Origin of the sequence: Pseudomonas sp. D4-21 (genome assembly GCF_051132125.1) — a bacterium.
Lineage (GTDB): Bacteria > Pseudomonadota > Gammaproteobacteria > Pseudomonadales > Pseudomonadaceae > Aquipseudomonas.
This window is the reverse complement of record NZ_CP071664.1, coordinates 2,073,848-2,100,843: the sequence shown is the minus strand read 5'-3', so window position 1 is coordinate 2,100,843 and position 26,996 is coordinate 2,073,848. Positions and strand designations below refer to the sequence as shown.

At 61.3% G+C, this 26,996-nt stretch carries 22 protein-coding genes and 1 pseudogene; 8 read left to right on the top strand and 15 right to left on the bottom strand.

What is annotated here, in order from left to right:
* Position 1: 1 nt before the first annotated feature.
* The 4 genes from J3Q04_RS09510 to J3Q04_RS09495 form a co-directional block, all read right to left on the bottom strand.
* On the bottom strand, positions 2-979 hold the full coding sequence (locus tag J3Q04_RS09510; RefSeq protein WP_039592822.1) for an ABC transporter permease: 978 nt from the start codon (positions 977-979) through the stop codon (positions 2-4).
* Positions 976-2,529, bottom strand: a complete 1,554-nt coding sequence (locus J3Q04_RS09505; protein ID WP_434559673.1) for a sugar ABC transporter ATP-binding protein — start codon at positions 2,527-2,529, stop codon at positions 976-978. Before J3Q04_RS09505 ends, J3Q04_RS09510 begins: the two co-directional genes overlap by 4 nt.
* Before the next feature lie 55 nt (positions 2,530-2,584).
* Complete coding sequence (locus J3Q04_RS09500; protein WP_420765827.1) at positions 2,585-3,544, bottom strand: sugar ABC transporter substrate-binding protein; 960 nt, start codon at positions 3,542-3,544, stop codon at positions 2,585-2,587.
* Between the two features lie 134 nt (positions 3,545-3,678).
* Complete coding sequence (locus J3Q04_RS09495; protein ID WP_420765826.1) at positions 3,679-4,125, bottom strand: hypothetical protein; 447 nt, start codon at positions 4,123-4,125, stop codon at positions 3,679-3,681.
* A gap of 314 nt (positions 4,126-4,439) precedes the next feature.
* On the opposite strand from J3Q04_RS09495, the gene J3Q04_RS09490 reads away from it, so the two are divergent.
* The 3 genes from J3Q04_RS09490 (at position 4,440) to J3Q04_RS09480 (ending at position 6,678) form a co-directional block, all read left to right on the top strand.
* Positions 4,440-5,528: an asparaginase gene (locus J3Q04_RS09490; RefSeq protein ID WP_420765825.1), complete on the top strand. Its 1,089-nt coding sequence runs from the start codon at positions 4,440-4,442 to the stop codon at positions 5,526-5,528.
* Between the two features lie 155 nt (positions 5,529-5,683).
* A complete protein-coding gene (locus tag J3Q04_RS09485) occupies positions 5,684-5,983 on the top strand; it encodes a DUF1654 domain-containing protein (protein WP_434606637.1) in 300 nt (99 codons plus the stop codon).
* Between the two features lie 5 nt (positions 5,984-5,988).
* Entirely contained in the window at positions 5,989-6,678 is a 690-nt protein-coding gene (locus J3Q04_RS09480) for an endonuclease (RefSeq protein ID WP_434606640.1), read from the top strand.
* A 132-nt stretch (positions 6,679-6,810) separates the two neighbouring features.
* Here J3Q04_RS09480 and J3Q04_RS09475 read toward each other — a convergent pair whose 3' ends face one another.
* The gene (locus J3Q04_RS09475; protein ID WP_420765822.1) at positions 6,811-7,173 is read right to left on the bottom strand and encodes an SPOR domain-containing protein; all 363 of its coding nucleotides are present in this window, start codon (positions 7,171-7,173) and stop codon (positions 6,811-6,813) included.
* Between the two features lie 247 nt (positions 7,174-7,420).
* On the opposite strand from J3Q04_RS09475, the gene csrA reads away from it, so the two are divergent.
* Positions 7,421-7,615: a carbon storage regulator CsrA gene (csrA, locus tag J3Q04_RS09470; protein WP_003179932.1), complete on the top strand. Its 195-nt coding sequence runs from the start codon at positions 7,421-7,423 to the stop codon at positions 7,613-7,615.
* Between the two features lie 194 nt (positions 7,616-7,809).
* On the opposite strand, the pseudogene J3Q04_RS09465 reads toward csrA, so the two are convergent.
* The 3 genes and pseudogenes from J3Q04_RS09465 to J3Q04_RS09455 form a co-directional block, all read right to left on the bottom strand.
* Positions 7,810-7,896: pseudogene (locus J3Q04_RS09465) on the bottom strand (DUF2214 family protein); the annotation flags it as partial.
* 216 nt (positions 7,897-8,112) lie between these two features.
* Entirely contained in the window at positions 8,113-9,495 is a 1,383-nt protein-coding gene (gene cysS, locus J3Q04_RS09460) for a cysteine--tRNA ligase (RefSeq protein ID WP_434606643.1), read from the bottom strand.
* A gap of 21 nt (positions 9,496-9,516) precedes the next feature.
* Complete coding sequence (locus J3Q04_RS09455) at positions 9,517-11,214, bottom strand: glutamine--tRNA ligase/YqeY domain fusion protein (RefSeq protein WP_434606646.1); 1,698 nt, start codon at positions 11,212-11,214, stop codon at positions 9,517-9,519.
* A 248-nt stretch (positions 11,215-11,462) separates the two neighbouring features.
* Between J3Q04_RS09455 and J3Q04_RS09450 the strand changes: the two genes are divergently transcribed.
* Positions 11,463-11,966, top strand: a complete 504-nt coding sequence (locus J3Q04_RS09450; protein WP_420765819.1) for a peptidylprolyl isomerase — start codon at positions 11,463-11,465, stop codon at positions 11,964-11,966.
* Entirely contained in the window at positions 11,963-12,730 is a 768-nt protein-coding gene (locus J3Q04_RS09445; RefSeq protein WP_434606648.1) for a UDP-2,3-diacylglucosamine diphosphatase, read from the top strand. The genes J3Q04_RS09450 and J3Q04_RS09445 overlap by 4 nt, the downstream gene beginning before the upstream one ends.
* Positions 12,731-12,846: 116 nt before the next feature.
* Here the strand turns inward: J3Q04_RS09445 and J3Q04_RS09440 are convergent, their stop codons facing one another.
* From J3Q04_RS09440 to J3Q04_RS09410, 7 genes are all read right to left on the bottom strand, one after another.
* Positions 12,847-14,376, bottom strand: coding sequence for a DHA2 family efflux MFS transporter permease subunit (locus J3Q04_RS09440; protein ID WP_434606651.1), 1,530 nt, complete (start codon positions 14,374-14,376; stop codon positions 12,847-12,849).
* A 244-nt stretch (positions 14,377-14,620) separates the two neighbouring features.
* Positions 14,621-15,817, bottom strand: a complete 1,197-nt coding sequence (locus J3Q04_RS09435) for an efflux RND transporter periplasmic adaptor subunit (protein ID WP_434606653.1) — start codon at positions 15,815-15,817, stop codon at positions 14,621-14,623.
* A gap of 15 nt (positions 15,818-15,832) precedes the next feature.
* Positions 15,833-17,302: an efflux transporter outer membrane subunit gene (locus J3Q04_RS09430; protein ID WP_434606655.1), complete on the bottom strand. Its 1,470-nt coding sequence runs from the start codon at positions 17,300-17,302 to the stop codon at positions 15,833-15,835.
* Positions 17,299-17,772 carry a MarR family winged helix-turn-helix transcriptional regulator gene (locus tag J3Q04_RS09425; protein ID WP_420765814.1) on the bottom strand — a complete coding sequence of 158 codons (474 nt, stop codon included), beginning with the start codon at positions 17,770-17,772 and terminating at the stop codon, positions 17,299-17,301. Before J3Q04_RS09425 ends, J3Q04_RS09430 begins: the two co-directional genes overlap by 4 nt.
* A gap of 233 nt (positions 17,773-18,005) precedes the next feature.
* Positions 18,006-21,692: a translocation/assembly module TamB domain-containing protein gene (locus J3Q04_RS09420; RefSeq protein ID WP_434606659.1), complete on the bottom strand. Its 3,687-nt coding sequence runs from the start codon at positions 21,690-21,692 to the stop codon at positions 18,006-18,008.
* On the bottom strand, positions 21,689-23,416 hold the full coding sequence (locus J3Q04_RS09415) for an autotransporter assembly complex protein TamA (RefSeq protein ID WP_420765812.1): 1,728 nt from the start codon (positions 23,414-23,416) through the stop codon (positions 21,689-21,691). Before J3Q04_RS09415 ends, J3Q04_RS09420 begins: the two co-directional genes overlap by 4 nt.
* 65 nt (positions 23,417-23,481) lie before the next feature.
* Entirely contained in the window at positions 23,482-24,126 is a 645-nt protein-coding gene (locus tag J3Q04_RS09410; protein ID WP_420765811.1) for a GNAT family N-acetyltransferase, read from the bottom strand.
* A gap of 175 nt (positions 24,127-24,301) precedes the next feature.
* Here J3Q04_RS09410 and xthA point away from each other — a divergent pair, with 175 nt between their 5' ends.
* Positions 24,302-25,114 (top strand): exodeoxyribonuclease III, encoded by an 813-nt coding sequence (gene xthA / locus J3Q04_RS09405; RefSeq protein ID WP_434559689.1) that lies wholly within the window; start codon positions 24,302-24,304, stop codon positions 25,112-25,114.
* A 224-nt stretch (positions 25,115-25,338) separates the two neighbouring features.
* Positions 25,339-26,673 carry a substrate-binding domain-containing protein gene (locus J3Q04_RS09400; protein WP_434606664.1) on the top strand — a complete coding sequence of 445 codons (1,335 nt, stop codon included), beginning with the start codon at positions 25,339-25,341 and terminating at the stop codon, positions 26,671-26,673.
* Positions 26,674-26,996 lie beyond the last annotated feature (323 nt).

Here is a 26,996-nt window from a genome sequence, read left to right as displayed (position 1 = left end):
TTCAAGCCCGCCGACTGGCGCGCTGGCTGCGGTACGTATCGAGCACCACTGCAATCACGATCACCGCGCCGGTGATGATGCGTTTGGTCGGCTCGGTCGCGCCGATCTGGGCCAGGCCTGCCGCCAGCACCGAAATGATCAGCACGCCGAAAAAGGTGCTGATGACCGAGCCGCGCCCGCCCATCAGGCTGGTGCCGCCGATGACCACGGCGGCGATGACTTGCAGCTCGAGCCCCGAGCCTGCGTTGGGGTCCGCCGCTTCCAGGCGAGAAATCTGGAACAGCGCCGCAACACCGGCCAACAAGCCCATCAGGCTGAACACCAGGATCTTGTAGGGCTTGGGGTTGATGCCGGCCAAGCGCACGGCTTCTTCATTGGTGCCGATGCCAATCAGGTAGCGCCCGAACACCGTGCGGGTCAACACCGCTTGGGCAACAAAGATCACCAGTAAGGCGATGATGAACGAAGGCGAAATACCGAAGGCAATCGGATTGGACAGCCAGGCGAAGGAGTCGCCGATATAGGCGGTCCGCGAGCCGGTCATCTGGTACGCCAGGCCCCTGGCCATTTCCAGCACACCCAGCGAAACGATAAACGACGGGATACGCCATGCCACGGTAATCGAACCGGTGACCGTGCCCGCCAATGCCGCCACGGCCATGCCAAGCAAGGCCGATGGCCAGACGCTCCAGCCCCAGCCCAGCACCGCCACGCTGACTGTCGAAGCCGCCAACGCCAGCACCGAGCCCACCGATAAATCGATGCCGCCGATGATCAGGATAAAGGTCATGCCGACCGCCAGCACCATGAGATCGGGGATCTGATTGGCGAGGGTGCTGAAGGTGTCGTAGGAAAGAAAGTGGCTGCTCAGGACCGAGAACAGCGCGACCATGGCGAGCAAGGCGCCAGCCAGGCCCAGGTAAGTGCCCAGACCATAAAAGTTGCCATTGGATTTGCCGACGGCAGGTGCGGTTTTCATGAGAGATCCCTAGGCGCCGCTTCGTTGAGCAGCGCATCACGTTTCTGGTAGCCGGCGAACGCGGCGGCAAGCAAGTCATCCTGGGTCCAGCTGTCGCGCTCGAATGTGTCGATCAGGCGCCCGGCGGAAAGCACACCGATCCGGTCACAAATCAACATCAGTTCCCGCAGGTCACTGGAGACCACGACCAGCGCCTTGCCCTGGCGAGTCAGTTCACCCAGCAACGCATAAATATCGAACTTGGCGCCGACGTCGATGCCACGGGTCGGCTCGTCGAACAGCAGTACTGAGCAATCGCGTTCGAGCCAACGGCCGATCACCACTTTCTGTTGGTTGCCGCCAGACAATTCGGACACCAGCTGCGTCGGGCTGGAACTGCGGATGCGCATGGCGTCGATCTGCCGCTGCGCCAAGGCCTGCTCCGCGCTGCCATTGACCAGGCCGGCACTGGATATCTCCGGCATGTTGCCCAGCGCGATGTTGGCGGCGATGGATTGGCTCAACAGCAAGCCCTCGCCCTTGCGATCCTCGGTGATCAAGGCAATGCCGTGGGCCACCGCATCGGCCGGGGAACGGATGCTGACCACATTGGCTGGCGAGCCCAGTGCCACCGTACCGCTGTCGGCTACATCCGCGCCGAAGATCAACCGCAACAGCTCTGTGCGCCCTGCCCCGATCAGCCCGGAAATACCGAAGATTTCACCGCTGCGAACTTCGAACGACACATCGCGGACCTTGTCGGAACGGGTCAGGCCCTTCACGGTCAGCGCGGGGGCGCCGATCTGGCGCGGGCCCAGGTCGATATGCTCGCCCAGCTCCCGACCGACCATCAGCGTCACCAACTGCTCACTGTTGTAGTTGGCCATCGGCTCGACGCAGACCAGGTTGCCGTCGCGCAGCACCGCAATGCGCTGGGCCACCCGCGCCAGTTCCTCAAGGCGATGGGAGATATAAATGATCGAGACGCCGCGGGCCTGCAAGCGGGTGATCTGCTCGAAGAGCATTTCGACTTCGCGGGCCGTTAGCATCGCGGTCGGCTCATCGAGAATCAGCACATGGCAATCGCCGATCAGGTTGCGGGCGATCTCGACCATCTGCTGATGACCGATGCCCAGTTCACCGACCAGCGTGTCGGGATCGATTGCATCGAGCCCCACCTGGGCCATGGCGTCGATCGCCGCTTTGCGTAATTGCTTGCGACTGATCCAGCCGCCGTGGCTGGGCAGGTTGTCGAGGAACAGGTTCTCGGCCACGGAAAGAGTCGGCAGCAGGTTGAGTTCCTGCATCACCATGCGCACGCCCAGCTCTTCCGCCTGGGTCCGGCTGCCGGGACGGTAATCCTGCCCGTGGAACTGCATCTGCCCCGTCGTCGGCGTGACCAGCCCACCGATGATCTTGGACAAGGTACTTTTGCCGGCGCCATTTTCACCGGTCAACGCCAGCACTTCACCGCGCATCAACGTCAGGTTGATATCGCTCAGTACCGGCTGGGCATAGGTCTTGCCGATACCGCTGACGCACAGGACAGCGTTCGGGTCGCGAACGGACATAACAAACTCTCCAATGCGCCCGCCCGGACGGGCGAGCGCCGTTGTGTCGCCAGGATTACTGCTTGGTCACCAGCTCGACCGGAGTTTCGATAACGCCGTTGGCGCCGCTGTCGACTTTTTCGCCCTTGAGCATTTTCAATGCGGTCTCGATGCCGAACACAGCCTGCTTGGCAGCGAACTGGTCGGCTGTGGCCAGGACACGGCCGTCCTTGAGCATCGGCTTGATGGCGTTGATATTGTCGTAGCCGACCACTTGCACCTTGCCCGCCTTGCCAGCCGCGCGCACGGCCGAGACCGCACCTACCGCCATGCTGTCGTTGCCGGCCAGCAGCGCCTTGATGTTCGGGTATTCGCTGAGCATCGACGAGGCAACCTGGTTGCCCTTGTTGATCTCCCAATCGCCCGATTGCAGGGAAACGACCTTGATCTGCGCGGCCTCCATCGCATCCTTGAAGCCCGCGGTGCGCGCCTGGGCGTTGGTGGTGGTCGACACGCCTTCGATGATACCCACCTCGTCACCAGCCTTGAGCTCCTTGGCCAGGTATTCACCCACCAGGCGAGCGCCCTTGCGGTTGTCAGGGCCTACGAAAGGCACGGTGATGTTCTTGCTCTTGACCACCGCTGGATCGAGTTGATTGTCGATGTTGATCACAGTGATGCCGGCATCGACGGCTTTCTTGATCACCGGAACCATGGCCTTGGAATCGGCAGGCGCGATGATCAGCGCGTCGACCTTGGACACGATCATCTGCTCGACGATGCGGATCTGGTTGGCGGTGTCGGTTTCATCCTTGATCCCGTTGGAGATCAGGTCGAAGTCGGCGGAGTGTTCTTTCTGATAAGCCTTGGCGCCATCCTCCATCGTCAGGAAGAATTCGTTGGCCAGGGATTTCATGACCAGGGCAACCTTGGGTTTTTCGGGAGTCTGGGCGAGCGCCGAGGAGAAAGGCAGCGCAGCGGATGCGGTCGCGAGCATGGCAACGGCGAGCAGGCGACCAGCGAATGGCAGCTTCATGGGTTCACTCCGATTTTATGATTATTGTGAGCAAAAATCGTCATACGACGACTGCGCAAACGTTTGCGTGGAATGAACTATGGTAAAGCATCGGCGTTTTGTCAACGCTCCGGTTTTATCCGGAACATTGTGGATCAAGCCGTGGTGTTGACCAACGTCCCAGAACTGGAATCCTTCGCCAATTCCTTGATCAAGCTGCCCGTGACTTCCTGCAGCGCACCGGTGGTATCGGCGATCTGTCCCTGGATGGCCATGACCGCGGCAGTCTTGGCTTCAGGCGTGGAATAAGGACGCGCCTGCGCAGCGGCGAGCTGCTGCTGTTGCTCACGCAGTTGCTGCTGTAGCTCTTGCATGCGCTTGAGCAGGACTTTCATGGCGATGCTTTGGGTGCTGTCGCTTTTTTCGGTCTTGCTCTCGGCGTCGGTATGCAGGTTCGCGCGCACCTTACCGGGCGCTTGCGTTTCGCCAAGGGCTTGGTCGGCAGCATCGGCGGTTGCCTCGCTCAAGGCATTCAACGTCGCTGCGGATTTACCGCCGATGGTGACGGCGGCGGCATTTGGAAAGCCGATTGAAAAGCTCATGTCTCGCTCCATGAATGAATTCCTACAAGGTAGATCGTCCATTGGCGCGTTTTCTTTAGCCTCACAACCCAACCTTCCTTCAGACCGTTCTGCTCCGGTTAACCGAACAGCAAACAGCTTGATGTTCGGAAATCCGGCCATGCATCCACCGAAGGGGCATCTTCTCAAATACACATCGTTTTGATTTTCAAGGCGTTAGAAGGTAGACCCACGCTTGCGCAGCAGTGGTACGGATCGTGCTCTGAGAGGAGTGCTCTCGGCATTCAGGTCTGCCGGAGCATCTAGATGAATCCTCATGACTAGAGAGAAAAATAATGACATCTGCCTTAAAGACTCTTGTTCCGGGCGCTTTGGCCCTCTTGCTGCTCCTGCCCAGCGCCCTTCAGGCGAAAGAAAACCCGGTTGAGCAAAAGCTTTCCAACGTCGTCATCCTCGCCACGGGCGGCACCATCGCCGGCGCCGGCGCGAGCTCCGCCAACAGCGCCACCTACCAGGCAGCCAAGGTTGGTATCGAACAACTGATCGCCGGCGTACCGGAGCTCAGCCGGTTGGCCAACGTGCGCGGCGAACAGGTGATGCAGATCGCATCGGAGAGCATCACCAACGAAAACCTTTTGCAACTGGGACGCCGTGTCGCCGAGCTGGCCGACAGCGAGGATGTCGACGGCATCGTCATCACCCACGGCACCGACACGCTGGAGGAGACCGCTTATTTCCTGAATCTTGTCGAGAAAACCGACAAACCGATCATTGTCGTCGGCTCGATGCGGCCCGGCACCGCAATGTCTGCCGATGGCATGCTCAATCTCTACAACGCCGTGGCGGTCGCCAGCAGCAAGGAAGCGCGCGGTAAGGGCGTACTGGTGACCATGAACGATGAAATCCAGTCGGGCCGTGATGTGAGCAAGATGATCAACATCAAGACCGAAGCATTCAAAAGCCCGTGGGGCCCGTTGGGCATGGTAGTGGAAGGCAAATCCTACTGGTTCCGCCTGCCGGCCAAGCGCCACACCTCCGGTTCGGAGTTCGACATCAAGACCATCAAGAGCCTGCCGGACGTGGAAATTGCCTACTCCTACGGCAACGTCAGCGACACCGCGTACAAGGCCCTGGCCCAATCCGGCGCCAAGGCGATCATCCACGCCGGCACCGGCAACGGTTCGGTGTCTTCGCGAGTCGTTCCGTCGTTGCAGGCCTTGCGCAAGGAAGGCGTGCAGATCATTCGTTCGTCACACGCCAACGCAGGTGGTTTCGTACTGCGAAACGCCGAACAGCCTGACGACAAATACGACTGGGTCGTAGCCCACGACTTGAATCCTCAAAAGGCCCGTATCCTGGCAATGGTTGCCCTGACCAAGACCCAAGACAGCAAGGAGTTGCAGCGAATTTTCTGGGAATATTGATTTCCCCCGCCCGACCGAGCCCGGTCGGGCACCGCTTTTTTCATCGTCCGCCCCACGGGCCCATTACCAGGTCCGGTAAAAAATCACCTTCGTCCTACATCAAAATGAAAAAAGCGCTGTCAGACGATTTTCTTGAAATTTAAGCAGTTGCGTAAATGCCTACGGTTAAATACTGTATGCACGTACAGCTTAATAAGGATAATCCTGTGGCCATGCCCTCCGCTGCAACTACCCCCTTAGACTCCTATGCACGACTCGGTCTACGGGTCTCGAAGATCATCAACGCGCCCACCGCACAAAATGCCAAGGCCGCTCTGATCTTTCGCCTGCCCGATGAGCCGGTGGAGGAATGGGAACGCCTGCTGGCAGAAATCGACGAGAACGACAACGTCACCCTCGCCTATCGCGACGATGGCGGCGTGCAGGTTTTCTGGGTTGTGCCGAAGGAAGATTGAGCTTGATGAATTTCCGCTGTCTGGTTTTATTGCTCGTCTTCGTTGCCATGGGCGCACAGGCTGGAGCGCCCCGTACCTTCAACGAAGCCAAGAAAGTCGCCTGGAAGCTCTATGCCCCCCAATCCACCGAGTTCTACTGCGGCTGCAAATACACCGGCAACCGCGTGAACCTCGCCGCCTGCGGTTATGTACCCCGCAAAAATGCCAGTCGCGCCGCCCGCATCGAGTGGGAACATATCGTTCCGGCCTGGCATATCGGCCATCAGCGTCAATGCTGGCAACAAGGTGGGCGCAAGAACTGCACTCGCTACGACCCGGTCTACCAACGGGCCGAGGCCGACCTTCACAACCTGGTGCCCAGCATTGGCGAGGTCAATGGCGATCGCAGCAACTTCAGCTTCGGCTGGTTGCCGGTGCAGAAGGGCCAATACGGCTCGTGCCTGACCCAGGTGGACTTCAAGGCCAAAAAAGTCATGCCCCGCCCTTCCATCCGCGGGATGATCGCCAGGACCTATTTCTACATGAGCAAACAATATGGCCTGCGGCTCTCCAAACAGGACCGGCGCCTGTACGAAGCCTGGGACAAGACCTACCCGGTGCAAGCGTGGGAGCGCCAGCGCAACCAGAGCGTGGCATGCGTGATGGGGCGTGGAAACGAATTCGTCGGACCGGTGGACCTGAAGGCCTGCGGCTGACCTGGCCTATACGAACGGCACAGCTCAACTGTGGGAGCGAGCTCGCGACAGCGGTGGACCCGCAACATTGACGCTGACTGGCAATGGCTCTATCGCGAGCAAGCTCGCTCCCACAGGTTTGGTTTTGTCTGATTATCGTGCTGGCGGAAAGTCCACGACCAAGGTCTCGATGTTGCGCTTCTTGGCTCGTACCAGCGCAGCATTGATCTGCTCCTGTTTCGCCTGAGCTTCAGCCTCGGAACCCAACGGCCCGACCAGGACCCGATCCTTGCCATTTTCCCTGACGACACTGGACATGAAGCTGTGCTCGATCAGCCAGCCCGTCAGGTCGCTGACCGCCTGGGGCGTCTGGCCTCGCACCTCGACAGCCCACTGCGGCGCCGCGACTGCCGGCGTGGAGGTCGCCGCCGGCTTCGGCTTGGGTGCTTCGACGTCGCGCCCTTCCCCACATCCCGCCAGCGCCAGTACCGCAATTACCCAAGCCAATTTACGCACAACGATTCCCCCGCAAGACATGAAGCGAGGATTTTAGCATCCAGTTTCGCCGGAAACGCCCTAAACAGTGCGCAAAACACGAGAATCCTCTCCAACGTCTCTGTATAGTCGCACCCTGGGAATTAATGCAGCATCTGCACGTCAGAAAGAGGCACCCACATTGTGACACTTAGCACTAATCTATAAGCAGTACCGACATCTGCACTGTCTGAATCAGGTGCCCTATAAAGCAATCAAGGAGAACACCATGCTGATACTCACCCGCAAAGTCGGTGAAAGCATAAACATTGGTGACGACATCACGATCACCATTCTGGGCGTTAGCGGCCAACAGGTCCGGATCGGCATCAACGCCCCGAAAAACGTTGCGGTGCATCGCGAAGAAATTTATCAGCGCATCCAGGCCGGCCTCACTGCCCCTGACAAACCGCAAACGCCCTGAGCCCTGCCGCAGTCCGCAGCCAGCCCGTTTGCATCGCCGCAATGGCTGGCTAAAGATGCATGCCGACCGAGCCGCACCCTGTCCAATCCCGCCTTGTAAATCCAATCAACCCGGAACCGATACTACTGGCATGCCCCACACCATGGCTGTCAGACGTTTCGTTTTAATGGCGATGAAGCAGGCGCTAGCGCCGGTCAGCCCAAGCGCACGCCACGGGTCATGCCCGTGGCCGCCACGACCATCACGATCAGCAGCAACGCTTGCAGGTGGCTGATCCGCGCCACCTGCCAGCGCCGCAGCGCCATGCCGAAGGTCAGCACCGCCCAGAACTCGAAGGCAAACGCCAGCAGATGGGTGGCCGCGACAGATCAACGGAAAAGCATGGGAAGGCTCCCGTCAGGGATGTCGAGCGATCGGTCAGAACCAATTGAAATGCAAAAAACTGTGGGAGCGAGCTTGCTCGCTCCCACAGTGGGTATTGCGCGTTCTAAGAGATGTTAGTCCGCCAAACGCCAGGTCGTCCCGCCCTTCCCGTCTTCCAGCACCACGCCCATGGCAGTGAGCTGGTCGCGGATGCGGTCGGATTCGGCCCAGTCCTTGTTGGCCCGCGCCGCGAGCCGTGCTTGAATCAGCGCGTCGACCTCGGCAGCGTCGACGCGGCCTTCGGCACCGGCCTGCAGGAAGTCATCGGCTTCGAGCTGCAACACACCCAGAACACTGGCCAGTTCCTTCAAGCGCGCCGCCAAGCCGGCCGCCGCATCGAGATCGCTGTCGCGCAGGCGGTTGATCTCACGCACCATCTCGAACAGCACCGCGCACGCTTCCGGCGTGCCGAAGTCATCGTTCATCACTTCGGTAAACCGTGCCACGAACGCTTCACCACCGGCAGGTGGCACGCTCGGCAGGCCTTTCAACGCATGGTAGAAACGCTCCAGGGCACCCTTGGCATCCTTGAGGTTATCTTCCGAATAGTTGATGGCGCTGCGGTAGTGGCTCGACACCAGCAGGTAACGCACGACTTCCGGATGGTACTTATCGAGCACGTCGCGGATGGTGAAGAAGTTGTTCAAGGATTTGGACATCTTCTCGCCATTGATGCGAATCATGCCGCAATGCATCCAGGCATTGGCGTAGGTCTTGCCGGTGGCCGCTTCACTCTGGGCGATTTCGTTTTCGTGGTGCGGAAATTCCAGGTCGCTGCCGCCGCCATGAATGTCGAAAGTCTCGCCCAGGCAGCAGGTGGACATAACCGAGCATTCGATGTGCCAGCCCGGACGCCCGGCGCCCCACGGCGACTCCCAGCTCGGCTCGCCCGGCTTGGCGCCTTTCCACAGCACGAAGTCCAGCGGGTCTTCCTTCGACTCGTCGACTTCGATGCGTGCGCCGATGCGCAAATCTTCGATCTTCTTGCGCGACAGTTTGCCGTAGCCCATGAACTTGGCGACGCGGTAGTACACGTCGCCATTTCCCGGTGCGTAGGCATAGCCCTTGTCGATCAAGGTCTGGATCATCGCCAGCATGCCCGGGATGTGATCGGTGGCACGGGGCTCCAGGTCCGGCTTCTGGATGTTGAGGCGCGCCTCGTCCTCGTGCATGGCCTTGATCATGCGCTCGGTCAGCGCATCGAACGCTTCACCATTCTCGTTGGCGCGATTGATGATCTTGTCGTCGATGTCGGTGATGTTGCGCACGTAGGTCAGGTCGTAGCCGCTGAAACGCAACCAGCGGGTCACCAGGTCAAAGGCGACCATGCTGCGGCCATGACCCAGGTGGCAATAGTCGTACACGGTCATGCCGCAGACGTACATCCGCACCTTGTTGCCATCCAGCGGCTTGAAGACTTCTTTGCTCTTGGTGAGCGTGTTGTAGATCGTAAGCACAGGGTTTCCCTTAAGACTTGATCACTGACCCCAGGAGTCGCGCAAGGTCACGGTACGGTTGAACACCGGAGCACCGGGTTTCGAGTCCTTGATATCCGCGCAGAAGTAACCTTCGCGCTCGAACTGGAAACGGTCTTCCGGCTGTGCGTTGCCCAGCGAAGGCTCGGCACGACAACCAGTGAGTACTTGCAAGGAGTCAGGGTTGATGTTGTCCAGGAAGCTGGCGCTGTCTTCGGCCTTCTCCGGGTTCGGCGAACGGAACAGGCGATCGTACAGGCGCACTTCGCACTCGACGCTCGCGGCGGCCGGCACCCAGTGGATCACGCCCTTGACCTTGCGACCTTCCGGGTTCTTGCCCAGGGTGTCGGGATCATAGGAGCAACGCAGCTCGACGATATTGCCGTCGGCGTCCTTGATGGCCTCGTCGGCGCGGATCACGTAGCTGCCACGCAGGCGCACTTCGCCGGCAGGTTCCAGGCGCTTGTAGCCTTTGGGCGGCTCTTCCATGAAGTCTTCACGGTCGATGTAGATTTCCCGGGCGAACGGCAGGACGCGTACGCCCATGTCTTCCTTCGGGTGGCACGGCAGTTCGAGGTTCTCGACCTGGCCTTCCGGGTAATTGGTGATGACGACTTTCAGCGGACGCAACACGCACATGGCGCGCGGCGCGCTGTGGTCGAGGTCGTCACGGATGCTGAATTCCAGCATGCCGAAGTCCACCACGCCGTCGGAACGGTTGGTGCCGATCATCTCGCAGAAATTGCGGATCGACTTCGGCGTGTAGCCACGACGGCGGAAGCCCGACAACGTCGACATGCGTGGGTCATCCCAACCGTTGACGTGCTTTTCGTCCACCAGTTGCTTGAGCTTGCGCTTGCTGGTGATGGTGTAGTTCAGGTTCAGGCGGCTGAATTCGTACTGGCGCGGGTTGGCCGGCACCGGCAGGTGCTCCAGGAACCATTCGTACAGCGGACGGTGGCTTTCGAATTCCAGCGTGCAGATCGAGTGCGTGATGCCTTCGATGGCGTCCGACTGGCCGTGGGTGAAGTCATAGTTCGGATAGATGCACCATTTGTCGCCCGTCTGGTGGTGATGGGCATGACGGATGCGGTACATGATCGGGTCGCGCAGGTTCATGTTCGGCGAGGCCATGTCGATCTTGGCGCGCAGCACGCGGGCGCCGTCCGGGAACTCACCGGCGCGCATGCGGGCGAACAAGTCCAGGTTCTCTTCCACTCTGCGGTCGCGGAACGGGCTGTTCTTACCCGGTTCGGTCAGGCTGCCACGGTATTCCTTGGCCTGCTCCGGGGTCAGGTCGCACACGTAGGCGTTGCCGGACTTGATCAGCTCGACCGCCCAGTCATGCAACTGGTCGAAATATTGCGAGGCATAGCGCACTTCGCCCGCCCATTCGAAACCCAGCCACTTGACGTCGCTCTTGATCGCGTCGATGTATTCCTGGTCTTCCTTGGCCGGGTTGGTGTCATCGAAACGCAAGTGCGTGACGCCACCGAACTCCTCGGCGAGGCCGAAGTTCACGCAGATGGATTTGGCGTGACCGATGTGCAGGTAGCCGTTGGGCTCCGGCGGGAAGCGGGTGACGATCTGCGTATGCTTACCCGAATCCAGGTCCGCCTGGATGATCGGGCGCAGGAAGTTGACCGGCACGGCCGGGCCGGTCTTGGAATTCGAGGTAGGGTCGACAGTGGGCTTGCTCATAGGATCCTTGAACATACAAGTGCGCGGCCGGGTGCGGCCTGATAAATCAAAGCCCGTATCATAGCCGATGCTGTCAAGCACCTGACAGGCCGAGCCGGCAAACGATTGAATTTAATCGATGACCCGATGAAAAACAGCCTCGAAATTCGTGCATGGCACGCTAAACTGCCCAACCTGGCGATTGCGGCCAGACCGGTTGCGGGCGCCCGCGCCCCCCAAACCCACGAATTCCTTGAAGAGTAGTAATCATGACCCAAGTCAAACTGACCACCAACCATGGCGACATCGTCCTGGAACTGAACGCCGAAAAGGCACCGATCACCGTTGCCAACTTCGTTGAATACGTCAAGGCCGGCCACTACGAAAACACCGTTTTCCACCGTGTCATCGGCAACTTCATGATCCAGGGCGGTGGTTTCGAACCGGGCATGAAGGAAAAGAAAGACAAGCGCCCAAGCATCCAGAACGAAGCCGACAACGGTCTTTCCAACGACAAATACACCGTCGCCATGGCCCGCACCATGGAGCCGCATTCGGCCTCCGCGCAGTTCTTCATCAACGTGGCCGACAACAGTTTCCTGAACCACAGCGGCAAGAACGTCCAGGGCTGGGGCTATGCGGTATTCGGTAAAGTCACCGCCGGCACCGATGTGGTCGACAAGATCAAAGGCGTGTCCACCACCTCCAAGGCCGGCCATCAGGACGTCCCGGCAGAAGACGTGATCATCGAGAAAGCCGAGATCATTGAGTGATATTGCTGATTTCAGACTTGCATCTGGAAGAGGAGCGCCCGGACATCACCCGGGCGTTTCTGGATCTGCTCGCCACACGCGCCCGTGCGGCGCAAGCGTTGTACATCCTGGGCGACTTTTTCGAAGCCTGGATCGGCGACGATGCCATGACGCCGTTCCAGCGTTCCATCTGCCAGGCCCTGCGCGAATTGAGCGACAGCGGCACGGCCATTTTCCTCATGCACGGCAATCGCGACTTCATGCTCGGGCAGGCGTTCTGCAAAGCGGCTGGCTGCACCTTGCTCAAGGATCCGAGCGTCGTGCAGTTCAACGGTGAACCTGTATTGCTGATGCACGGCGACAGCCTCTGCACGCGGGATATCGGCTACATGAAGCTGCGCCGTTGGCTGCGCAACCCGGTCACGCTGTTCATCCTGCGCCACCTGCCACTGGGCAGCCGCCAGAAACTGGCGCGCAAACTACGCAGCGAAAGCCGCACGCAGACGCGGATGAAAGCCAACGACATCGTCGACGTCACGCCCGAAGAGATCCCGCTGATCATGCAGCAGTACGGCGTGAAGACCCTGGTCCACGGCCACACCCACCGCCCCGCCATCCATAAGCTGCAACTGGGCGAACACGCAGCGAGACGCATCGTGCTGGGGGATTGGGACAAGCAAGGGTGGGCGTTGCAGGTAGATGAACAAGGGTTTGCGTTGGCGCCGTTCGGGTTTGCCCCGCCGCCACAACTGCCGGCACCCGACGCAATCCCCAGCCACACATAAATCCCCCTTGTGGGAGCGAGCCTGCTCGCGAAAGCGGTGTGTCAGTCAAAACATCACTGACTGATAATCCGCATTCGCGAGCAGGCTCGCTCCCACAGGTTGGACTGCGCCCGCCATCAATGACCGCTGGCGGCAGGCCCCGCCTTCGCCGTGAACGGCGGTTTCGCCAGCCACACCAGCAGGATCAACCCCATGAATGCCCAGCCCAGCAACGTGAAGTAATCCACGGTGGAGAGCATGTACGCCTGGCTGGTGAGGATCTGGTCGAGCTGGGCATAGACCGGCGTGCTCGCCCCGCCGAGCTGGTTGATCGTCTCGCGCGTGGCCGGCTCGAAGGTGCTGATGCTTTCGCTCAGGTACGCGTGGTGCTGGTCGGCCCGACGGATCCAGATCCATGTGGTCAAGGATGCGGCGAAGCTGCCGCCCAGGGTCCGCAGAAACGTCGCCAGCCCCGCGCCATCGGCGATCTGGTGAGGCGGCAGGTCGGACATGAGGATGCTCAAGGTCGGCATGAAAAACAGCGCTACGCCGATGCCCATGAACAACTGCACCAGGGCGATGTGCTGGAAATCCACTTCGTTGGTGAACCGGGCGCGCATGAAGCAACTCAGGCCAATCGCCAGGAAGGCCAGCCCGGCCAACAGGCGCAGGTCGAACTTGTGGGCGTATTTGCCGACGAAGGGCGACATCAACACCGGCAGGATACCGATCGGCGCTACAGCCAGGCCGGCCCATGTGGCCGTATAGCCCATCTGGGTCTGCAGCCATTGCGGCAGGATCAGGTTGATGCCGAAGAAACCGGCGTAACCGCCCACCAGCACAATGGTGCCGATGCGAAAGTTGCGATAGGCGAACAGCCGCAGGTTGACCACCGGGTGGCCGTCAGTCATTTCCCAGATCACGAACACCGCGAGGGCGATCACCGAAATCAGTGCGCCAATGATGATGAAGTTCGACTCGAACCAATCCAGGTCATTGCCCTTGTCGAGAATCACCTGCAACGCGCCGACACCAATGATCAACGTGATCAAGCCGACATAGTCCATCGGCTGGCGGCTGGTGACCACCGGCCGCGCCTTGAGCTGCTGGCGCACGACCATCACCGCGAAGATGCCGATGGGCACGTTGATGAAGAAAATCCAAGGCCAGCTATAGCTGTCGGTGATCCAGCCGCCGAGGATCGGCCCGGCGATCGGCGCCACCACCGTGACCATCGCCAGCAACGCCAGGGCCATGCCACGCCTGGCCGGTGGGTACACGGCGATCAGCAAGGTCTGGGTCATCGGATACAACGGCCCGGCCACCAGCCCTTGAAGCACACGAAAGCCGATCAGCTCGGGCATCGATGTCGAGATTCCGCACAGGAACGAGGCCAGGACGAACAACATCGTTGCCCACAGAAACAGCTTCACCTCGCCAAACCGCCGGCTCAACCAGCCGGTCAATGGCAGCGCGATGGCGTTGCTCACCGCGAACGAAGTGATCACCCAAGTGCCCTGCTCCGAGCTCACGCCCAGGTTGCCGGAAATGGTCGGCAAGGCGACGTTGGCGATGGTGGTGTCGAGCACCTGCATGAACGTCGCCAGCGACAACCCGATGGTGCTGAGCAACAGGCTGGGCGGCGTGAAGGACGCGTTATTGCTCATTGCGAGAATCCTATGAAGCGGTGGTGGTGAAATCGAAGCAAAAACCCGCCAGGACCGTGATGCTGTCACTGTCACTTAAGGCCTTTGACAGACACGTGGCGAGGGAGCTTGCTCCCGCTGGGCCGCGGAGCGGCCCCAAAACCTGTCGAGCACGCAACATCAGACACACCGCTCCCACCGGTTTACGACTGCTTCGCAGCCGAGCGGGAGCAAGCTCCCTCGCCACAGGGTTGGCGGCGCTGCTTCAGCGCTGCGCGGTCTTGCCCGCCGCCGCGCTGTTTTCATGAATCAGGCGCGTGATCATCGCGTCGGCGTCGGCCAGCTGGCGGTCGTAGACCTGGGTGCTGAACGTGGCTTTTTGCGGTGGCTGCTGGGCCAGAACCGGCCCGCTCTGGTCATGCAGGTTGACGTCGACCTGGGTCGACAGCCCCACCCGCAGCGGATGCTTGGCCAACTCTTGGGCATTGATATGAATGCGCACCGGCACCCGCTGGACGATCTTGATCCAGTTGCCGGTGGCGTTCTGTGCCGGCAGCAAGGCGAATGCGCTGCCGGTCCCGGCGCCCAGGCTGTCGACCGTGCCGCTGTACTTCACATCGCTGCCATACAGATCGGTCTCGATGTCCACCGGTTGGCCGATGCGCATGTCGCGCAGTTGGGTTTCCTTGAAGTTGGCGTCGATCCACAACTGGTCCAGCGGGATCACGGCCATCAACGCGGTGCCCGGTTGCACCCGTTGGCCGAGCTGAACGGTGCGTTTGGCGACGTAACCGGTCACTGGCGCGATCAAGGTGCTGCGAGCATTGGTCAAGTACGCCTGGCGCAGTTGCGCGGCGGCCGCTTGCACGTCGGGATGGGACGACACCACGGTGTCATCCACCAAGGCGCTGGTGGTCTTGAGCTGCTGCCGGGCATTGGCCAGGGCGTTCTGCGCCGAGGTCAGGTCATCCCGGGCATGGGACAGTTCTTCCTGGGAAATCGCCCCGCCCGCCGCCAGGTTCTTGCGTCGGTTGTAGTTCTCCTGGGCCTTCTGCACTTCGGCTTCTTGCGCATGGACTTGCGCCTTCATGCCATCGACATTGCTGTACAAGCCGCGCACCTGGCGCACGGTACGGGCCAGGTTGGCCTGGGCACTTTGCAGCGCAACTTCGGCATCGTTCGGGTCGAACTGCACCAGCACCTGGCCTTCGCGCACCAGGTCGCCGTCATCGGCGCCGATGCTTATCACGGTCCCGGTGACCTGCGGGGTGATTTCCACGACGTTGCCGTTGACGTAGGCATCGTCGGTGCTTTCGCTCCAGCGCCCATACAGTTCGTGCCAGGCCCAGACGCCCAGGCCACCGAGAATGACGATCACGGCCAGGGCGAGCAGCATGACCTTGCGTTTGCGTGGGTTGCCGGTGTCCTGTGACGTTTGTTGCGTTGTTTCGGCAGTTGCCATGACAAATACCTCGAATCAGTGAGCCGGCGCGGTGGCGGCCGGTGCGGCCGAAGCCACGGTTTGGGTGTCGAAGCCGCCGCCCAGGGCCTGCATCAGTTGGATCGACAAATCAATCTGCTCGGCATTGAGCGTTGCCAGTTGGCGCTGGGCCTGGAGTAACTGCTGCTCGATGCTCAACACGTCCAGGTAATTGCCGATGCCCGAGCCGTAGCGCTGGACCACGGTGTCATAGGAGTTCTGTGCGATATCCACGGCGTGCTGCTGGGCGCCGATCTGCCGGCCGATGTCACGCAACTGATTGATGGTGTCGCTGACATCGCCAAGTGCCGCGACCAGGCTCTTGTTGTATTGCGCCACCGCCAGGTCGTAGTCGGCGTCCCGGGCGTCCAGGTCCGCCCGCAAACGTCCACCGTCGAAAATCGGCAGCGACACCGTCGGCGCCACGTTGAAGAAGCGACTCGCTGGACCAAACATCGCGTCACCCAGCAACGATTGCACCCCGGCCGCCGCGCTCAGGTTGAGGTTGGGGTAGAAGTTCGTCTTGCCGGCCTCAATGTTCTTGCTAGCCGCCTCCACCCGCCACCGCGCGGCGACCAGGTCCGGACGACGGCCCAGCAACTCGGCCGGCAGGTTCGACGGCAAGGCGACCGCGCTGGCCTGCAACACGTGGGGCCGGGCGATTTCGTTGCCACGATCCGGCCCTTTGCCCAGCAGCACCGCCAAGGCGATCTTGGCGCTTTGCAAACGCTTCTCCGCGTCGATCAATGTGGCATCGGCGCTGGCCTCCAGGCTTTCGGTCTGTTGGAACTGATATTCGCTGTCGATTCCGGCGCTGAGTCGGCGCTTGCCCAGGTCGAGCATTTGACGCGTGCGCTTGAGATCTTCGTTGGCCAGGTCATAAATGATATGGGCCTGGCCCAAGTCGCTGTAGGCCCGGGCCACGTCAGCGGCCAGGGTCAGCTGTGCGGCCTGGCGGTCAATCTCGGCGGCGCGGGCCTGGCCGAGGGCAGCTTCCCAGGCAGCGCGCTGGCCACCCCACAAATCGAAGTCGTAGTTGAAATCCACGCTCAGCGAACGCAAGGTGCTGTAGGCGCCGCCCTGCCCTTGCGGGTCCTGGTCGCGAGCCAGGCGCGAACGGCTCACGCTGCCGCTGGCGTCCAGGGATGGCAGACGCGCGGCATTGGCGGCGTAGGCAGCGGCGCTGGCCTGGTGAACACGGGCGCTGGCGATCTGCATGTCAGGGCTGTCACGCAGCGCTTCGCGGATCAGGCTATCGAGTTGCGGATCGCCGAGGCTCTTCCACCAATCGCTTTTGGGCCACGAGGCCGGCGACAACGTGACGCCAGTCAGCGATTGTCCCGCCTGGAGGCTTTTGGCCTCGAGGCTGACACCTTCGGTATTCAGGCCACTGTAGCTGGCACAACCGGCCAGGCTCATGGCCAACAGCACCAGGCTCAGGCCGGTACGCAAGGTTTGACGCTTCATTTTTCCCCCAATCGCAGGACGGTGAAGGGATCACCGGCGGCGAGCAGTATTTTCTTGAGGATGTTCTCGAGGGTTTGCAGCTCCTCGCGGCTGATGGCACCGGCCAGTTGATTCATGGCGTCGGCCCCGATGAATGGCAGGCGGTCAGCCAGCGCTTGGCCGGCCTCGGTCAACACCAGGCGGACCTGACGTCGGTCCTGGGCCGAGCGTTGGCGAACCAGGAAGCTCTTCTGCTCCAGGCGGTCGAGCATTCGTGTCATCGAGCCGCTGTCCAGCGACAGGTAACGACACAGCTCCACCGGCGTGTCGATGCCGTGCTGGGCCATGATGATCAGCACCTTGAACTGCGCGGCAGTGATGCCGACGGGCTCCATGTGCGTGTCGATGATCCGATCCTTGAGCATCGCGGCACGGCCGAGCAGCATGCCGAGATGGCAATTGTGGAATTCGTCTGGGGTGAAATGCTTCATCTGACCACCTTTTGCTGCCTAGGCAGTGAATGTATGACGAGATGTTACTGCCTAGGCAGCAAATGTCAAACAAATAGATAGTTAGCTACGCATAAACAAACAGACGCAGAAAATTTCGTGGGAGCGAGCCTGCTCGCGATAGCGGTGTGTCAGTCATCGAAGATGCTGAATGTCATTGCGCTATCGCGAGCAGGCTCGCTCCCACATTGGGCATTGGGAATGTAGAAAGGGGATCAGAAATCGCGCTTGTAGAAGATATCCAGCGAACTGGCGACGCCGCTCGCGGCTTCGAGGTAGACCTTTTTGCTCAGCTTGTAGCGCAACGCGATGGTATTGGCCGGTTCGAACACACCCACGCCGTAGCGCAGGCTGAGTTTTTCCGACAGGTTGCCGCTGGCGACCACGCTGGTGTCGTTGCCACTGCCTTGGGTGTCGAGCTGGAAATCTTCGATCCCCAGATTGTTGGCCAGGCTGGTGGTCACTCCGGAGCTGCCCATCAAGCCCAGGCCCAGCGCTGCCTGGGCGAGCATGTTGTTGTCCTCCCCCGTGGTGCTCAACGGCCGGCCCAGCACCAGGTAGGACAACGCCTGCTCCTGGCTCATGGCCGGCTCCGAGAAAATCTGCGTGGCTGGCTGTTCGGCGCTGCCGCTCAGGCGGATGCCGGCGATCACATCGTCGGTCTGGCGGATCGCCTCGATGTCCAGGTAGGGCTGGTCAATCGGCCCGGCGAACAACAATCGCGCCCGACGCACCGTCAGCCGTTGCCCATAGGCTCGGTATTTGCCGTCGTTGAGCCACAGCTCGCCGCGTGTGTCCATGTTGTCGCCGATGTGGACCTGCCCTTGCACATTGGCCGTCAGGCCGAAACCTGAGAAGGCGAGTTTTTCCTGGCCGACGATCACGTCGATGTCCATCGCCATGGCCATCGGCACCTCGCCCTCTTCAGTCTGGTGGCCGACGATCACCGTGTCATCCGAAACCTTGACCGTAGACGGCGGCAGCTCGCGTATGGTGATCTCGCCCTTGGGCACCAGGACCTTGCCCGCAATCGAAAGCCGCTCCCCTTGCATCGTGATGTTCAGGTCTGGCGCGACATCCAGCACCGCGTAAGGCTCGACGGTGACCGGCAGTTGCGAGCCCTTGAGCGCCAGGTCCAGGGTCAGGGCCTCGCCCCAGCCGATGTTTCCCGTCAGTCGCCCTTGCCCGCTCTTGCCACTTTTCCAATCACCATCGAGCCGTACGGTTTCGCCAGCGATCATCGCTCGCATTTGCAGGGCTTCGAGGCTGACCGGCAGCTCCGGGCCGGAGACTTCGCCGTCACTGAGCACGAGGTTGCCGTTGACCTGGGGCGCGAGCAAGCCACCGGACAGCGTGCCGCTGCCGTTCAAACGGCCGGTCAGGGTTTCCACCATCGGCACGAACGGCCGGGCTACCGACAGGTCCAGACCGCTCAGCCGGAAGGTGCCGCTCAACGGTTTGCTGGCCGGCAACGGATTGATTCGCGCCTGAAGCGTCAGTTCACCCAGCCTCTCGCCGACGAAATTGACGTCCGTATCGATGCGCGTGGGCGTCAGGCGGCTGTTGAGCGTCAGGGTCTGATAGGGGAAATCCAACCATTGCCCCTTGCCCTGCTCTTTGTCTCGAATCCGTAACGTACCGCCGCTGGCATCCACCAACACTCGACCACTTGGGCCGCTGGCCGGCAAGTCCAATTGCAGGTCGGCATTGAGCCGGCCCTGCCAGCCGAAGTCCTTGGGCATCCACTGGGCCAGGCTTTCGATGGGGAATTGCTTGAGGTGATAGCGCAGCTTCGGCTCCGGCATCAGGCGCTGATCCTCGCCGCAGAGGCTGGCCGGGCCGGATCGCCAACAGTGAGCACCGAAGTTCAGCGTGCCGTTGGCCAGGCGCTCCAATTTGGCCGGCGCCTGCAAGCGCCAGGTTTGCCCGCCGACTTGTACATCCCCCTTGGCAAGGCGTCCGCGCCAGTTGCCTTGGTCGAGCGAACCATCAAGAGCCAAGTTGGTTTCCAACTGGGGCCCTTGCAGGTCGAGATTGAGCCTCTGTTGCTTGATGTCGCCCTGTCCGCTGACCGTCAACACGCCCAGCGATGTTTCGCCGGCCCGGATGCCGCTTGCCTTCAGGTCGACCTTGCCCCGCTGCGCACTGTCGAGCGTCGCGTCCAGGTTCAGGCTTTGCAGGCGGTTGTCCTGAAAAGCCAACTGCGTGCCTTGCACACCGAGCTTGCCTTGGGGCGCCTTGAGCGTTCCGGCCAGGTCGACACGTCCGAAGACTTGGCCACGCAATTGCGGCCAGAGTTGGGCCAGCCGTGACAGTTTGATGTCGATCTGACCGCTGAGCTTCTGTTGCAGGCTTGCGGTGCCGTTGATGCGATTGTCGCCCAGACGAATGTCCAAGGCGCCGAGGTTCCATTGCTCGCCTGCACCGTTGGCCTTGGCCTGGAACAGCGCCGGTTGGCCGCGCAGCTTGCCCTTGAGGTCCAGGTCCGCGTCGAGTTCGAGGCGGTCGTTTTTCATCGCGCCTTTACTGCGCAACGGCCCGGCCAGCGTGCCGGGAAGCTCGCCAAGCCAATACGCCGGGTTGATGGCCGACAATTGCAGCGCCGTATCCCAAGCGATGCCGTCGGCAAATTGCAGGCTCAAGTGCCCCTCGGCCTTGCCCTCCCCGGCGGCGACCTTGAGCTGCGGCAGGTGGATTTGCGTCAGGTCGCCACTGAACGGGGTGTCGAGGCTGAACGCCCCGGCCGGACCGTCCAACGCCGCCTGGAAGTTGCCGAGGTATTGGCCATCGGTGTACGAGACCTCGCCATTGAAACTGCGCAGCGTGACTTGCGGTTCTTCGATCAGCGGATAGAGGCGATGCCAGGGGAAATCCAGCCAAGCCACTTCCGCTTCGGCGTTCAGGCCCTCGCGCCAATCCAACCGTCCGGTGAGCTTGAGGCTTTGCTGGTCGCCGGCCTCAAGATCAAGGCCGGCGATCTGCGCACCGTTGGCGTCCACCTTGCCCTGCAACAGCAACGCCACCGGTTTTTTTTCGGCGCGAAGGCTCGCCTTGCCATGCAACTGGTAACCCTTTTTCAGGTCGCCTTCGCCGGTCAATTCCACCTGGTCGAGCAGCAGCGTGTCCGGTAAATCGGCGCTGGCCTTGAAGCCATCGGCAGTGATGCGCACCTTGGCCGGCAGGTTATCCGCCAGGGGTTGCAGCTCGCCGGTCAGGCGGCCTTGCAGATAGCCGCTGCTGTCGGCGGCCAGATTGAGGGTCTTGAGCAACTCGCCATCGACTTTCAGATCCAGCGCCCAAGGCGTCGCACCCGGTGCCGGCAACGTCAGCTGGCCCGCGGCACTCAGCGGCCAATCACCATGCGGCTGCAACAGGCCGGAGAGTTTCAGGCTCAGTTCGTCGCGTTGCAGTTGCACCGAGTCGATCTGCAAACCCTCGGCGGTCCAGTGCGCCGCCAGTTGCAGGCCCTTGAGTTGCTCGCTGCCGTTGAACGACAGGCTGCCCACCTGGACGTCGCCCAGCTCGATCGCCAGGGGCAAGTCCAGGTCCGGCAGGCTGATCGGACCGCTGCTCGGCTCGTCGGCAGAGGCCGGCAGTTGCACCGCAACGTTGTCGGCCTTGAGCTGATCGATGCACAGGGTCATGCGCAGCAGGCACGACGGCGACCAGGCGAAGATCGGCTGATGAAGCTCCACCCGGCTGGCGTCCTGCTGCCACAGCACCCGGTCGGCGCTCCATTGGCCGCCCAACCGCCCCTGGAAATTCTCCACGGTCAGGCCCGGCACCAGGCCGAGTGCCCAGCGGCTTCCGAACGCCGTGCCCAACACGATGCTCGACACGAGCACGAGCGTCGCCAGCAACCCGCCGAGGGCCAGCAACGTTATCTTCAAACCGCGATTCACAACTCTGGCCCCATGGAAAAGTGCAATCGAATGCCGCCGTCGTCGTCCAGCGCGTGGGCCAGGTCGAGGCGGATCGGGCCGACCGGCGACACCCAGCGCACGCCGACGCCGACGCCGGTCTTCAGGCTCGGCAGCTCGAGACTGTTGAAAGAGTTGCCCTGATCAACAAAGGTTGCGACCCGCCATTTTTCCGCGACTGAATACTGATACTCGAGGCTGCCGGCCACCATGTAGCGGCCGCCGATACGGTCGCCCTCGGAGTTCTCCGGCGACAAGCTCTGGTAGTCGTAGCCGCGCACGCTCTGGTCGCCGCCGGCAAAGAACCGTAGGGACGGCGGAATCGATTTGTAGCCATTGGTGGCGCTGCCGCCAATCTGGGCGCGCGCCAGCAGGCGATGCTTGTCGAACACGGTGGTCAGGCCCTTGACCATGGCGGTGCCGTACAAAAGGTTATTGTCCGACCCCAACCCCTCCTTGGCGACCTTGGTGTCAAATTGCAGCCGATAGCCATTGTGCGGGTCGATACGGTTATCGCTGCGCAGGTACGAATAGCTCACACCCGGCATCAGCAACGTGCTCAGGCCCGAATCGTCACCGAGACGGTACTCCTCGCGCTGCCATTTGAGCGACACCACCCGCTGCCAGCCGCTGGGCAACTTGCTGTGCCATTCCGGCCCGACGGTCAGCAGTTTGCTGAGGGTGTCGGTGCCGGCCAGTTCTTCATATTGATAGCCGCCGGCGTAGCGCAGCTTGTCGGTCAGCGGCGGGTCCAGCGGCACGTCATACCAGAGGCCGACGTTCTGCCGGGGCGCCGAGACTTCCGCTTCCCATCCGTAACTGTGCCCCTGCGGGTTGACCCAGTGACGCGTCCAGTTGGCCTTGGCCCGTGGCCCGACGTCAGTGGAGAAACCCAGGCCCAGGCCCATGGTGCGCGGCTTGCGAGTATCGAGTTTGACCGCCACCGGGATCACGTTGTCGGTGGCCGCGGTGGGTGCTGCATCGACGCGAACACCTTCGAAATAGCCGCTCGATTGCAAAGCCTGGTTGAGTTCGGCTATGAGCTCGGAGTCGTAGGGCGCGCCCGCCTTGAACGGCACCATGCGTTGCAGCAGGTCTTCGTCGAAGGGCGTGTCGCCTTCGAAACTGACCGGCCCAAGGGCGTAGCGCTGGCCGCTGTCGTAGATCAACTCGATATCGGCAATACCGGCCTGCGGATCCACGCGCAACGTCTGGCTGACGAAGCGTCCGCTGAAAAAACCATAGCGCGAGGCCTGGTTCTGGATCGTCCGCTTGGCGTCTTCATATCGACCGTGATTGAGCACAGCGCCTGGCTTGAGGCCCGCGCCGCCGGGCACGCGAAACCCCTCGAGCGATGACGCTGGGCCGTCGATGCGGATCGTGACATGACGCAAGTGCACCGGCTCGCCGGGGTCGATGGTCAGGATCAGGCGCGGCGCCTTGCCCGCCTTGACCTCGCTGTCGATCTGCGGCTGGTAGTAGCCCAGCGCCTGGGCCGCTTTGCGCGCCTGCTCTTCGGCGCCGCGACTGAAGCGCAGCAACGCTTCTTCATCACGGTCGCCCACACCACCGATGTAGCCTTCTATGTTGGCCTTGAGTTCATCATTGGACGGTTTGACCCGCACATCCAATTCACTTTGTGCCAGCGCCACGCAGCTGAGAGACAGCAAGAGCGCGCCACCGGTCATTCGTCCTGGGAAGTTCATGGCGCGGATGCTATCACGAGGTTGGGAGCCTGATAGAGCCAGACGACTCCCAAAAGTTCGTCTGATTAAGCCGTCGCGCTCCGCAGAACCTGCGGGTTCGCATGAAAGAACACATGCTCGCGGATCGGTCCTACGGCGACTTCGCCAATTTCCTCGTAACCCTGGCGTTTATAAAATTCGAGGTAACGGGAATTACCCGTGTCCAGCACCACGCCTTGGGAATGCTCGTCCACGGCGCACCAGTTATGCACTGCTTCGAGTAACTGCTCACCGTAGTGTTTGCCCTGGAATTGCGGATGAACCCCCAACAACGGCAATACGTGCACCGCCTCCGACGGCAGGCAGGCCAGCACCGCGGCGTGGTACTCCAAGTACCGCCGGGTACAGCGAAATCCGGTGCTCAAGACCATGCGCAGGCGCCAGGCCCAGCTTTCGGTAATGCCCAGGCGGCGCTGCGGTGGGGCAATCAGCGCGATGCCGATCAAGCGATCGTCCACCAACAGACCGATCGCCGGCAGATCCTGGAAGAAATGCTGTTTGACCAGCTCTCGCACGGTCGCCCGCACCCGCTGCTCGTAACCGGGACGCTCGGACTCGAACAGGTAGCTGAAGGTCGGCTCGTGGCGATAAGCCTGATACAGCAATGAACGCGCTTCGCGGGAATAACCGCTGTCGAGCATGTGGATATCAGCAGTGGCGGTTTCGGGCATGGCGTTGCGTCTCCTGGGCGGGCTCGGTGAGGCCCTGCTCTTATTGACTACGAACCCGGCAGGGTTGCGATCGTTCCTACATGCCAAGGACATTAGCAGTGCATTTGTCCTACTGCCACGCTGGCTCCGCTCCCACATGTCAGCTAGCATCGCAGTTTTGCCAGGACAGCCGACCATGAAGATCGTCTCCTTCAACATCAACGGCCTGCGAGCCCGTCCCCATCAGTTGGCGGCACTGATCGACAAGCACCAGCCGGACGTGATCGGGTTGCAGGAAACCAAGGTCCACGATGAACAGTTCCCACTGGCCGAGGTGCAAGCCTTGGGTTATCACGTGCACTACCACGGGCAAAAAGGCCATTACGGTGTCGCCCTGCTCTCTCGCCAGCCTCCGCTGAGCTTGCACAAAGGCTTCGAGACCGACGACGAAGACGCCCAGCGGCGCTTCATCTGGGGCACGTTTGCCGATGCCAACGGTGTGCCGGTGACCATCATGAACGGCTATTTCCCACAAGGTGAAAGCCGCGATCACCCCACCAAATTCCCAGCCAAGGAACGCTTCTACAGCGACTTGCAACAACTGCTGGAAGCCCGCTTCAGCAACGACCAACCGGTCGTGGTGATGGGCGACGTGAACATTTCCCCCGAGGATTGCGACATCGGCATCGGCCCGGACAACATGAAGCGCTGGTTGAAGACCGGCAAATGCAGCTTCCTGCCGGAAGAGCGCGAATGGATGGCTCGCCTGAAGAACTGGGGCCTGGTGGACAGCTTCCGCCACTTGAACCCGGACGTCACCGACCGCTTCAGTTGGTTTGACTATCGCAGCCGTGGTTTCGAAGACGAACCCAAGCGCGGCCTGCGCATCGACCTGATCCTGGCGTCCCAGGGCTTGCTGCCACGGGTCAAGGACGCCGGCGTGGACTATGAACTGCGGGGCATGGAAAAGCCGTCGGACCATGCGCCGATCTGGTTGGAATTGAACTGAATCCCAGCCTTCGGATTCCCTCCAAAGGCTGCCCTGTGGAAGCGAGCTTGCTCGCGATAGCGGTTTATCTGCCACATCAATACTGACTGTGCTGCCGTCATCGCGAGCAGGCTCGCTGCCACAGTTGCTGCGCCGGTTATTGGCCGGCGTCGCACCGCTGTCATCTTTCAGTAACCCGACTGACTTAATCTTCCGGCATTTCCCAAGGTCAGAAGGTGGCCGGCATGCGGCTGTGCGTTGTGTTTTTCCTGGGCCTCTGGCTGCCGTGCGTGGCATGGGCCGGCCGTTTGCCCATTCCTGAACACGGCCCCGCCCTGCGCCTGCAGGGCTCCAACACCATTGGCGCGGCGTTGGGGCCGGCCCTGGTCCGAGGCCTGATGGAAGACCAGGGATTGCTCAAGGTCAGCACTGAAATTACCGGCCGCGACAACGAGCAACGCATCGTCGGACAAACCGCCGAAGGCCAGCGAGTCTCAGTCGAGATCGCCGCCCACGGCTCCAGCACCGGATTCACCGCCCTCAAGCAAGCCAACGCCGACCTGGCCGCCTCTTCCCGGCCGGTCAAGGACAGCGAACTGCACGACCTGGCGGCCCTTGGAGACCTGAAAAGTCCTACCGCCGAGCAAGTCATCGCCATCGACGGCCTGGCGATCATTCTTCATCCACAAAACCCGTTGCGACAGCTCGACACCCGGCAACTGGCGCGCATTTTCAGTGGCGAGGCGAAAACCTGGGAAGCCGTGGGCAGTGTCGGCGGGGCAATCCACCTGTATGCGCGGGACGAGCAGTCCGGGACCTACGATACCTTCAAGGAACTGGTACTCAACCGACAAGGGAAAAAGCTGGATCCTACAGCTCGGCGCTTCGAATCCAGTGAGCAGTTGTCGGACGCTGTCAGCCAGGACCCGCAGGGTATCGGTTTTATCGGCTTGCCCTACGTAAGGCAGGCCAAGCCCCTGGCAATTGTCGACGGCGATTCCCAGCCGATGTTGCCGCTGAACAACCTGATTGCCACCGAGGACTATCCCCTGTCCCGACGTTTGTTCTTTTACCTACCCCCTCTGCAAAGCAATCCCTGGGCCGAGGCTCTGGTCGATTTCACCCAAAGCGAACAGGGCCAGGCCATCGTTGCAGGGAACGGGTTCATTGCCCAGACCGTACAAGCGATGTCCGTCACCCCCAACGCGCTGATGCCAGAGGGTTATCAGGCCCTGAGCCGCCATGCCCAGCGCTTGACGGTGAATTTTCGTTTCGAAGAAGGCAGTGCCAGCCTGGACAACAAGGCCCAACAAGACCTGGGCCGCGTACTCGATTACATCAAGCAGCACGGCAAGGCCGACCGGCGCGTGACCCTGGTAGGTTTCGGCGATCTCAAGGACGACCCGGCGCGAGCCGACCTGCTGTCAAGGCTTCGGGCCATGGCGGTGCGGCGCGAACTGGTCAAATACGGCGTGACCTTGCGCGAGGTACGCGGATTCGGCGCGTTGATGCCGGTGGCGGCCAACAGCGAAGACGAAGGAAGGGTCCGGAATCGGCGGGTGGAGGTTTGGGTATATTAAACGCCACAATCAAAAAGCGAACTCGGTTTTGTGGCGAGGAGCTTGCTCCCGTTCGGCTGCGCAGCAGTCGTTGAACGGCCGACGTGGTGTTCCTGATCACCACGCCAGGCCCTTTTGGGGCCGCTGCGCAGCCCAGCGGGAGCAAGCTCCCTTGCCGCAAAAGCCAGTGCGCTACCGCCGGCCGACTCGACCACTGACGCTTTCAACGTTCTCCATGAATCTTGGCTATACATGAAAAAGGAGATTCGCTGGCCGACATCGCGTGTTTCACAGCAAACCCGCCCCGTCGTCGCGGTATCCCCAGGTTTGAGCTTCACTTACGT

What these genes read in the sequence shown, in the direction of transcription:
- J3Q04_RS09510 (WP_039592822.1), bottom strand. Translation starts at nt 979, where the DNA reads ATGAAAACCGCACCTGCCGTCGGCAAATCCAATGGCAACTTTTATGGT.
- J3Q04_RS09505 (WP_434559673.1), bottom strand. Translation starts at nt 2,529, where the DNA reads ATGTCCGTTCGCGACCCGAACGCTGTCCTGTGCGTCAGCGGTATCGGC.
- J3Q04_RS09500 (WP_420765827.1), bottom strand. Translation starts at nt 3,544, where the DNA reads ATGAAGCTGCCATTCGCTGGTCGCCTGCTCGCCGTTGCCATGCTCGCG.
- J3Q04_RS09495 (WP_420765826.1), bottom strand. Translation starts at nt 4,125, where the DNA reads ATGAGCTTTTCAATCGGCTTTCCAAATGCCGCCGCCGTCACCATCGGC.
- J3Q04_RS09490 (WP_420765825.1), top strand. Translation starts at nt 4,440, where the DNA reads ATGACATCTGCCTTAAAGACTCTTGTTCCGGGCGCTTTGGCCCTCTTG.
- J3Q04_RS09485 (WP_434606637.1), top strand. Translation starts at nt 5,684, where the DNA reads ATGCCTACGGTTAAATACTGTATGCACGTACAGCTTAATAAGGATAAT.
- J3Q04_RS09480 (WP_434606640.1), top strand. Translation starts at nt 5,989, where the DNA reads ATGAATTTCCGCTGTCTGGTTTTATTGCTCGTCTTCGTTGCCATGGGC.
- csrA (WP_003179932.1), top strand. Translation starts at nt 7,421, where the DNA reads ATGCTGATACTCACCCGCAAAGTCGGTGAAAGCATAAACATTGGTGAC.
- J3Q04_RS09455 (WP_434606646.1), bottom strand. Translation starts at nt 11,214, where the DNA reads ATGAGCAAGCCCACTGTCGACCCTACCTCGAATTCCAAGACCGGCCCG.
- J3Q04_RS09450 (WP_420765819.1), top strand. Translation starts at nt 11,463, where the DNA reads ATGACCCAAGTCAAACTGACCACCAACCATGGCGACATCGTCCTGGAA.
- J3Q04_RS09440 (WP_434606651.1), bottom strand. Translation starts at nt 14,376, where the DNA reads ATGAGCAATAACGCGTCCTTCACGCCGCCCAGCCTGTTGCTCAGCACC.
- J3Q04_RS09435 (WP_434606653.1), bottom strand. Translation starts at nt 15,817, where the DNA reads ATGGCAACTGCCGAAACAACGCAACAAACGTCACAGGACACCGGCAAC.
- J3Q04_RS09430 (WP_434606655.1), bottom strand. Translation starts at nt 17,302, where the DNA reads ATGAAGCGTCAAACCTTGCGTACCGGCCTGAGCCTGGTGCTGTTGGCC.
- J3Q04_RS09425 (WP_420765814.1), bottom strand. Translation starts at nt 17,772, where the DNA reads ATGAAGCATTTCACCCCAGACGAATTCCACAATTGCCATCTCGGCATG.
- J3Q04_RS09415 (WP_420765812.1), bottom strand. Translation starts at nt 23,416, where the DNA reads ATGAACTTCCCAGGACGAATGACCGGTGGCGCGCTCTTGCTGTCTCTC.
- J3Q04_RS09410 (WP_420765811.1), bottom strand. Translation starts at nt 24,126, where the DNA reads ATGCCCGAAACCGCCACTGCTGATATCCACATGCTCGACAGCGGTTAT.
- xthA (WP_434559689.1), top strand. Translation starts at nt 24,302, where the DNA reads ATGAAGATCGTCTCCTTCAACATCAACGGCCTGCGAGCCCGTCCCCAT.
- J3Q04_RS09400 (WP_434606664.1), top strand. Translation starts at nt 25,339, where the DNA reads ATGCGGCTGTGCGTTGTGTTTTTCCTGGGCCTCTGGCTGCCGTGCGTG.